The sequence below is a fragment of the Microcoleus sp. SVA1B4 genome (assembly GCF_036700545.1).
Taxonomy (GTDB): Bacteria; Cyanobacteriota; Cyanobacteriia; order Cyanobacteriales; family Microcoleaceae; genus Microcoleus.
Window position 1 is genome coordinate 1 of record NZ_JAUBPB010000116.1, and the last position, 10318, is coordinate 10318.

3 protein-coding genes are annotated in these 10318 nt (G+C 49.5%); 2 read left to right on the forward strand and 1 reads right to left on the reverse strand.

What is annotated here, in order from left to right:
* Nucleotides 1-3600 (forward strand): Ig-like domain-containing protein (locus QT987_RS28890; protein WP_445305018.1); only part of this gene is annotated, 3600 nt, incomplete at its 5' end.
* A 646-nt stretch (nt 3601-4246) separates the two neighbouring features.
* On the opposite strand, the gene QT987_RS28895 is transcribed toward QT987_RS28890, so the two are convergent.
* Nucleotides 4247-4870 carry a GNAT family N-acetyltransferase gene (locus QT987_RS28895; protein WP_333246861.1) on the reverse strand — a complete coding sequence of 208 codons (624 nt, stop codon included), beginning with the start codon at nt 4868-4870 and terminating at the stop codon, nt 4247-4249.
* A gap of 1719 nt (nt 4871-6589) precedes the next feature.
* Here QT987_RS28895 and QT987_RS28900 point away from each other — a divergent pair.
* Complete coding sequence (locus QT987_RS28900) at nt 6590-10114, forward strand: response regulator (RefSeq protein ID WP_333246862.1); 3525 nt, start codon at nt 6590-6592, stop codon at nt 10112-10114.
* Nucleotides 10115-10318: the final 204 nt, after the last annotated feature.

A 10318-nucleotide genomic window follows, 5' to 3' on the forward strand; every position in this document is an offset into this window, starting at 1 on the left:
TTAGCCAACAATGCCAACTCCCGCCTCGCGCCCAACAGCAGCCAGTTAGTCACAGGATTGGGAGGAAGTGACCCCGACGGGTCGATCGCCTCTTACACCATCAACAGCCTGCCTCCTGCAGACCAAGCAGTCCTGTTTTTAGGAGATCCAGCCAACGGTGGCGTACCAGTCACACCCGGCCAAGTCCTGACGCCAGCACAGTTGCAGCAACTATTTTTCCAAGCTACTGGCAACTTTACAGGAGCAAATTTCACCTACAGCGCCACAGACAACAGCGGCGCCACCAGTCCCGCTACCGCTACTGTCGCGGCCATACTTCCAACTGACAACCAACCGCCCTTAGCCAACAATGCCAACTCCCGCCTCGCGCCCAACAGCAGCCAGTTAGTCACAGGATTGGGAGGAAGTGACCCCGACGGGTCGATCGCCTCTTACACCATCAACAGCCTGCCTCCTGCAGACCAAGCAGTCCTGTTTTTAGGAGATCCAGCCAACGGGGGCGTACCAGTCACACCCGGTCAAGTCCTGACTCCTCAACAGTTGCAGCAACTATTTTTCTCCACAACGGGCAACTTTACAGGAGCAAATTTCACCTACAGCGCCACAGACAACAGGGGCGCCTCCAGTCCCGCTGTCGCTACGGTGGCGGCTATCTTGCGGCCGGTTTCCCCAAATCCCACACAGACTCCAACTCCAACAAATCCCACACCGACTCCAACTCCAACTGACAACCAACCGCCATTGGCCAACAATACCAACTCCCGCCTTGGGCCCAACAGCAGCAGGTTAGTCACAGGATTGGGAGGAAGTGACCCCGACGGGTCGATCGTCTCTTACACCATCAACAGCCTGCCCCCAGCAGACCAAGCAGTCCTATTTTTAGGAGATCCAGCTTTGGGCGGCGTACCAGTGACACCAGGCCAAGTCCTGACTCCTCAACAGTTGCAGCAATTATTTTTCTTCACAACGGGCAACTTTACAGGAACCAATTTCACCTACAGCGCCACAGACAACAGGGGTGCTATCAGTCCCCCTGCTACGGCTACTGTGGATGGACTGATAGTGCCAACTCCCACAACTCCCACAACTCCAACTGACAACCAACCGCCAGTTGCCAACAATGCCAACTCCCGCCTCGGCCCCAACAGCAGCCAGTTAGTCACAGGATTGGGAGGAAGTGACCCCGACGGGTCGATCGTCTCTTACACCATCAACAGCCTGCCTCCTGCAGACCAAGCAGTCCTGTTTTTAGGAGATCCAGCCAACGGGGGCGTACCAGTCACACCCGGTCAAGTCCTGACGCCAGAACAGTTACAGCAACTATTTTTGCAAGCCACAGGCAACTTTACAGGAGCCACTTTCACCTATAGCGCCACAGACAACAGCGGCGCATCCAGTCCCGCTGTCGCTACTGTCGCGGCCATACTTCCAACTGACAACCAACCGCCCTTAGCCAACAATGCCAACTCCCGCCTCGCGCCCAACAGCAGCCAGTTAGTCACAGGATTGGGAGGAAGTGACCCCGACGGGTCGATCGTCTCTTACACCATCAACAGCCTGCCCTCACCAGACCAAGCAGTCCTGTTTTTAGGAGATCCAGCCAACGGGGGTGTACCCGTCACACTAGGTCAAGTCCTGACGCCAGAACAGTTACAGCAACTATTTTTGCAAGCCACAGGCAACTTTACAGGAGCCACTTTCACCTATAGCGCCACAGACAACAGCGGTGCCATCAGTCCCGCTCCCGCTACTTTTGTCGCTATCTTGGGGGCGGATGGGCCAACTCCCACACCAACGCCCCCCACGCCGATCGTCTCAAATCCGATCGGGGAAACAGATACCGACTGTTTGTGTCAGCCCATTATTGAAAAACCGGGAATTAACTTTGCGCCCCCGCCGCAACCACCTGCAGTTGGATTTGTCCGGCCTATTTCACAATTTTCCGAGGGACAAACCACCAAAGGAACCGACGGCGATGACTTGATCGTAGACACCAAAGGCAACCAAAAAATTGTCGGTTTTGAAGGTAATGACCTGCTTTTAGGTGAAGACGGCGCGGACGAAATTTACGGCAACGAAGACAATGACACGATTTTTGGGGGCATTGACACCGATATTGTTTACGGAGACGAGGGCAACGATATCGTATTTGCAGGCAAACAGAACGACTGGATTGCCGGCGACTTAGGCTCTGACACTCTGTTTGGAGATCGAGGTGCGGATACGATTCTCGGAGACACCGGGGAGAACAACTCCCAGAGTCCTGACGATGCTCGCGATTTGATCTTCGGAGGCGAGGGTGCAGACCTCATTAACGGCAACGAGGGCGACGATACCATCCATACCGGCAAAGGTGACGATATTGCCCTTGGAGGTAAAGAAAATGACCTGATTTGGGGCGAACTCGGCTCCGATACGTTGTTTGGTGGCATCGGCTCCGACAGCTTGTTTGGGGGAATCCGCGACCAAAGGGCCAGCGACTCCCAGGGACGCGACTTGCTTTACGGAGGCTTCGGTGACGACTTCCTCCACGGCCAACAAGACGACGATACGCTGGTTGCAGGCAAAGATAACGATCGCGCTTACGGAGGTAAAGGCAATGACATCATCTACGGTCAATTAGGCTCCGATACTCTCTACGGCGGCGAAGGAGCCGATACTCTGCTCGGTGACAGTGGCAGTTCCCAGTCCATCGGGGATATCGGGGAACAAGACTTGCTCTTTGGTGGCAGTGGCAATGACATCATCGGCGGCGGCCATGGTAATGATACGGTGCAAGCAGGTAAAGGCAATGATTGTGTTTGGGGTGGCAAAGATCATGACCTGATTTGGGGCGAACTTGGCTCTGATACCCTTGTTGGCGACAGTGGCGACGACACCATGTACGGTGGTGCTCGAAGTCGAGCTCAAGATGCTGGCGGCCAAGACTTGCTCTTTGGTGGCCTCGGTGCTGATGTGCTGTTCGGCGATGAGGGTGACGATACCATCAGTGGCGGTGAAGACAACGATTTGATTTACGGCGGTAAAGCTAACGACCTCATACACGGAGATCAAGGTGACGACTCGATTTACGGCGGTGACGGCAGCGATGAGCTCTGCGGTGGCGAGGGCAACGATACTATCTATGGCGATCGTGCTGATAACCGGGGTGTCTCGGTGGGCGCAAACGGCCAGCAAGACTGCGTCAACGGCGGTGAGGGCGATGACTTGCTCTACGGCAATGAAGGCCAAGATACTATCAACGGAGATGCTGGCAGCGATACTCTGATTGGTGGTAAAGATAACGACCTTCTCAATGGGGGCTCTGGAGATGACTGGCTGTTTGGCGACTTGGGCGAGGATACTTTAATTGGAGGTATGGGGTTCGATCGATATGTGTTAAGTGCTGATGGCGGCATTGATACTGTCATTAACTTCGAGGTAGGCGTCGATAAGTTGGTTTTGACCGACGGCCTGAGTTTCCAGCAGTTGCAATTTAGCGCTACTCCGAACGGTACGTTGCTGCTAGTAGCAGGAACCGATCGGGTTCTAGCAAATCTGGTTGGGGTTAACGGGGCGATCGGCTCCTCGGATTTCCTACCAAATCTCTCTGAACTCTAGAATTGGCGGCGAAAGTCTCCTGTTCTGGCGAACAAAACGCCACAGCAGATTAGAACTTCTGTGGCGTTCTTCACAATACTCAATCCGGGTTAGAAACTTTGTAGCGATCGGCTTTTGTCATGGCTCTTACAGTGGCTTTTTGTCCCTCTCTAAAATGCTAAAAAATAAGGGTGTATTCCAGCCGGATTTGGTATAAGATCAAATCTGTTAGCCTTGAAATTATTCATAAATCTCTTATTATCCGCGTGAATCAGCGTCAATCCATTGTCATCTGCGGTTAATAAATTTTCTTTTTAAAACCGCCGATGTGGGCAGATAAACACAGATTAACGCAGATTAATTAGAGCAATTTCTGTTGCAGCGTCCGTGATTTTTGACTTGTTTTTACGCGCGACGAGGCGACGGGAGTTGATATAACTTTGTATGGAGTTTTTCATGTGTTCCTAGGTACACAAGGGTTGGTAACAAATACTGTTTACTAGCAACTAATTTTATTGTGTTTTGTGATCGGGCTTAAGAGTCAACTAAAATTCATCAATAATTCCCCATTCCCATTCCATTGATTCACAATAGAAGGAAAGAAGAGCTATTTTTTCCTTTTTCTTGGCGAAGCCCCAATTCCCCATAATCAATTCAAATACTTAGCTTAGGATAGCGAAATCTGCTTGCGTAAAAACAGGCGGCGCGGCTGGCCCAACAGCCAACCAGTCCAATTCCAATCCACCTGTTGCAAGCGATAGCCGGCCTGATAGTATAACTGTCGCGCCGCGTGATTATTTTCCAGAACGTGGAGGTAAATCTCAGAAAATCCCCATTCTTTGGCTGTCTCCTCGCAGTTGCTGAGCAATTGTTGAGCAACTCCCTGCCGCCGGTACTCCGGGTGAACGGCTAAATTCGACAAATAAGGATAGTCAGAACTAGGGATTTGCCAAGGGAAGCGAGAACGCAGAGCCATTTCTACTGTTCCTGTTATGCGCTGATCTCGGTGCGATCGATAATTCTGCGTTCCCTCCTCGCGCGAGACTAGCTCAGCAACCAGACAAATGTAATGTTCTGCCTTAGAACGCAGTCGATTTTTTAAATCTTCGTAAATGCCCAAACGCAACACTGGATACACCCATTCTACAAACCCCTCGCGGGAGTGAAAGCTCATGGCTAAAATATCAGCTAGCTGCGTTAAGTCGTTGGGCGCAGCCACCCGGATCGAAAAACCAGAAAGTCCGGGAGTTTGTTGTTGGTGAGATGGTGAGGAAAAAAATGAAGGATTCACAATGCCAGGCCACTATATTAATTTTTTTTACGCGGGTTTCTAAGCTACCCTCTTAGAAAATTCACTGATGTTATACTGCTCTTATAACGTAACTTATAGGCATAGTTTATTTGCCCGATTAAATTACATTTTTTGGCGATAGACTTTAAGTAGCATTTGAGGTAAATGGAAAATTTTTAGCATTTAATACTCTAGTTATGAAAAAATAAAACTCATCCCCTAATACTAGATTTGTGGATCAGCTATTTGGCCTTTAAATTGAAGCTTGATCCCTGGCTTTCGGCCGGCATCACAAGAGTTTAAGTAAACGGTAGCTTACAAATTAAATGCGCGACAGCTTAGCGGGCAAGGTATTAAAAACAATCACAAAGGTTTTAACGTCAGGTTCCCGAAATCCTACCGCTCTCTGCTTATTGAAATACCCGATCGAATATAATTTATCCGTCAAGCGGTAGTTGAAAAACTCAACGACTGACCATACTAACACTGGGATCGCTGGCGCGTCGGATGTTCCCCGCCGCCCCCCGGCCTGGCACCCCAGCTTTCAGCAGTTCTGGGCTATCCATCGCCCGTCCCCAATCGAACCGGCCTTACCTGTTGAGCTACTTGGTACTTTTCCAACGTCCAATTTAAATTTGGATGCCTGGAAACAGTCTGCAGGGGTTTTCCCCGTCGGTTCGATACTCTGCTGCGCGCGAGACCTTCAAAACCTCGATCGAGCTGATTGACCCTGCCCAAAAACAGATACAAGCCACCGACACTCGTCGTGGAGAGATCAAAATTTTAGACCCTAGTTCAAGCTCCCCGATTCATCTGTGGAGTAAATCTAAAATCTAAAATCTAAAATCTAAAATCGACCGATCGGTTTCCACAGAGTACATCCCTAGCTAAGATTAACAGATGGATGCTCAAACTTGCGGTGTTTCGCCGCAGTAATTAGCTTGGGCGTTGGCCTGCAGGACGCACAAAAAATGCCGATATCGGGGAAAAAAGTGCAAGTCTAACTAAAATGGTACAGCAATTGCGTCACTCCCACAGACACCTCTGTGGTCTGTGGGCCACCCCCGAATATCAGTCAGGGGTTCAGGGCCCGATGGTGGTCGCTATCCTTGGCTGACTGTTAAAGTTGCTATTACTTGTGGGAAAAAACACAGGCGAAGATGTTGGTTGTCTATAGTATTTTGCTGCGGGCAGCTTTCACATACCAAATAAAATATTCCCAGGAGGCAGGAGCAAACATAAATTTGGCTAATCAACTCACAATCAAGACGGTTATTCCTCTGTATTCTGAGATATCCAGACGGCAGTTAAAATGGCCAGATTTGTGTTTGATCTCCGGCTGCCTCAAGGTAAGGGGTGAAAGAAATTTATCTGGAGACGAGTTTATGTGAATATCATTGAATAATAAAATTGGGGTGCACGACAGATAACTGTGGCTCAGAAGAATTCCGAATTGAAAACCCAGACATCAAAAATCAAGGTTGATGCTTGCCTCGGCATACTTACAACAAATTCATATCCACGAATTATTGTGATACCATTTTCCCAAAATAATGGCGACCTAGGCAAACTCCCAATCCTTATGTCAGGAGTCATTCGCAATCGAAAATCGAAGATAGAAAATCGAAAATGGTATGACTTCAGCAATTTAAATCGGCGAATTCTTCCTTTAATCAGACTTATTAAATCGAACAGCCCCGGGGCACAGGAGAACGGTGCATGAATTCCCAAGAAAATCCTAAGCTAAAAATTCTGATAGTCGATGACGAACCGGATAACCTCGACTTGCTTTACCGCACCTTCCATCGAGACTATAAAGTGCTCAGAGCCGAATCTGGCCCCGCTGCTCTCGAAATTTTGGCAAAAGAGGGAGAAGTAGCAGTGATTATCTCTGACCAGCGAATGCCAAAAATGAGCGGTACGGAGTTTCTCAGCCTGACGGCGGCTCAATACCCCGATGTGATCCGAATTATTTTAACTGGCTATACGGATGTTGAAGATTTAGTAGAAGCTATTAACGCTGGCAAAGTATTCAAATACGTTACCAAGCCTTGGGATGCTCAAGAGCTGATCAATCTTGTTAGTCAAGCTGTTGAGACTCACAATCTTCTGAAAACGCGCACCAATGAACTGCGCCGTGCTTTGAGCCAAGAATCGCTGCTTTATGCCGTTACCAATACTATCCGATCGGCTCCCAATTACCAGCAAATGCTGCAAAGAATTGTGGAAACTGTCGGGCAGATGTTTGAGGTGAGTTGCTGTCTGCTGCGGCCGTTCCAAGACGGCCGAGTTGCCGATGAGTGGTTCGTTTACCAGAAGGCAGAAACTCAAGGGTTGGGGGGCGATGAGGAAGCGATGCCCCCAGATGCTTCTGCTGCCGAACTCTCCCCGGATTTGCTGCCGGATTTGGTTTGGGAAACTTTGGATGTGGAGGTGATTCAAGATGCCCAAACTGACGATCGAGTTTTAAACTGGGATAATCCACAGCGAAAGCAGGCTTACGAAGCTGCGAATATTCGATCGAGCTTGATCGTACCGCTATTTTACAAAATCGAACTGATGGCAGTCTTGGCGCTGCACCAGTTTGAGGAACCGCGCCAGTGGCAAGACCACGAGGTACAGTTGGTAATTACCGTGGCAGACCAAGCGGCTTTGGCGCTTTCTCAAGCCCGGGCTTACGAACAGGTGCGGGCGCTGGCCAAGCGCGAGGCCTTAGTCAATACTATTACTACGGCAATTCGATCGAGTCTCGATCCCCAAAATATTTTTGCAGCCATTACTCAACAACTCGGCCAAGCTTTGCAAGTTGACGGCTGCGCCCTATCTCTGTGGACAGAAGATGATGAATACGTCCAATGCGTGGGGCTATACGACACAGATAGGGATACCGTGGCTGTAGAACAGGGTTTTCTTGATAATCCAGAAGTAGTTGCGAACTCTCTGGGCTACGAGACGGATTCTGGTGATGCTGCTGCTAACACTCGCGCCTGGGTTTTTGCCCATCCTTCTTTGCCACAGTCTTTGGTGCCGATTCGAGGCAATCCGCTGTTGTTGCAAGTTATGGTATCAAAAGAGCCGGTGGCGATCCAAGACCTCGACGAACACCCCGAGTTAAATGTTACAGAACTGCAAGTTCGATCGCCAGCCCGCGCCCTGTTAGTCGTTCCCTTACTCTCAGAAGGCAAAATCATCGGCAGCATTTCCCTGCGCCAAAATCACAGCATCCGCCGCTGGAACATCTCAGACATTGACCTGGCTCAAATAGTTGCAACTCAAGCTGCTCTAGCTGTGCAGCAGTCGCGCCTCTACCAGACTACCAGACAGCAGGCAGAACGGCTTTTGGAAGCCGATCGGCTCAAAACCGAATTTTTCCAAAATATCTCCCACGAGTTCCGCACCCCTCTAACTCTAACTATCGGCCCTCTAGAATCAGCTTGCAGACGCAAAGAAGACTTACCCTACGAACAAGCCGTAATCGCTTTGCGTAATTCCCGCCGCCTCCTGCGCTTGGTAAATCAACTGCTGGACTTGCAGCGGCTAGATGCCGGACGGATGCAGCCGAGTTTTCGCCCCTGCGATTTGGTCGGTTTCTGTTACTCTACCGCAGAGTCGTTCCGCGCCTACTGCGAGAAAAAAGGACTGCACTTAATTACCCAACTGCAAGAATGTCCTTTACTTTATTTGGACTTGGAAAGATTCGACAAAGTTATTTACAACCTGCTATCAAATGCTGTTAAATTCACCCCAGAAGGCGGAACTATCACCCTGAAAGTTGAATCTGCCGGCGCTCACTGCTTGTTGCAAGTAAAAGACACGGGTATCGGCATTCGCACCGAACAAATTCCCTATTTATTCGAGCGGTTTCACCAAGCCGAAGGTTCAGCTAGTCGTTCCTACGAAGGCAGCGGTTTAGGTTTGGCACTTGTCAAAGAATTAGTCGAACTCCACGGCGGTCAAATTTCAGTTGAGTCAGTTTACGGCGAAGGTACTACTTTTACCGTTTGGCTGCACTTCGGTTCGACTCACTTGCCCCCGGAACAGGTACTAGAAATACCTGCGGAGTTTCACTCATCGAAAGCTGCGGTGGAACTGGCCGATGTGGAGGCGGATTTATCAGAAAATGAGGCTGAAAATCATAACTTTGAGTCGCTCCAACCTGTCCGATCGGAAACAGCAGTGGGAACGGTTTTGGTGGTTGACGACAATCCTGATTTGCGCTTTTATGTTTCGGCAATTCTGCGAGATTCCGGCTTTGCAGTTTTGCTCGCCCGCAACGGAGAAGAAGGATTTGCCGTGGCTAAAAAACGTCGCCCTAATTTAATTATAACGGATTTGATGATGCCTTTGATTTCAGGCTTGGATTTGATTAAGATGATTCGAGAAGATGAGGAATTGCAGGGAACTCCGGCAATTTTGCTGACTGCTAAAGCCGACGAAGATACTCGAATTGAAGGAGTAGAACGGGGTGCGGATGCTTATTTGTCCAAGCCTTTTAACGATCGAGAATTGTTGGCGGAAGTGCGGAATTTGATCGCCCTCAAACAAAACGAGCGGCGAGTGCAGCAGTTGAACAGTTATTTAACTGAGTCGGTGCTGCGCCGATTTTTGCCGCCGGCGATGGTGAAGGCTGCAGCGGCTGGAGATTTGGCTTTGGATTTGCGCCCGGAACCGCGATTGATTACTATTTTGTTTAGCGATATTGTCGGTTTTACTCAAATGGCAAATACGCTGCGATCTCGCCGGGTAGCTGAGCTGTTAAATGAATATTTGGCGGCAATGACTAAGGCTATTTTTGACAGTGGCGGTACGGTGGACAAGTTTGTTGGAGATGCGGTAATGGCTTTCTTTGGCGCGCCGGAGGAATTAACGCCTAATGAGCAAGTACGCCGCGCTGTGGCTGCTGCGGGGCAAATGCTGGGAGCTTTGAAGGAGCTTAACAAGGGCTGGTTGGAGCAGGGAATTGTTGGGGAAAATGGCGTCCCTCCGGTGCGGTTTCGCTGCGGAATTCACCAGGGTACTGCCGTGGTGGGGATGTTTGGCGGCCCCGATCGATCGGATTATACTGCGATCGGGCCGAGCGTGAATATTGCCGCCCGCTTGCAAGAGGTGACGGAACCAAACACGGTGCTAATTTCAGCGGCGGTTGCAGATTATGTGGAGGAAAATCGCATTGTTAAATATAAGCCTTTGAAACTAAAGGGAATTGATGAAACTGTATTGACTTTTTTACTAAATTGTGATTAGTCATTATAAGTATTATATGTTGATATCCCACGCACAATTTCGGGAAAAACCTATTCCTAAACAAGTAGATGAGCGGCCAAATATGTATGTAGCCCAAAGCGATTATCACTCCGTGAAACGCTCATTTGGAGCGCGAATTAAATAACTTACAATTTTAATTGTTATTGTGGGATGGGCGTCCCGCCCGTCCTTTTTGGACGGGCG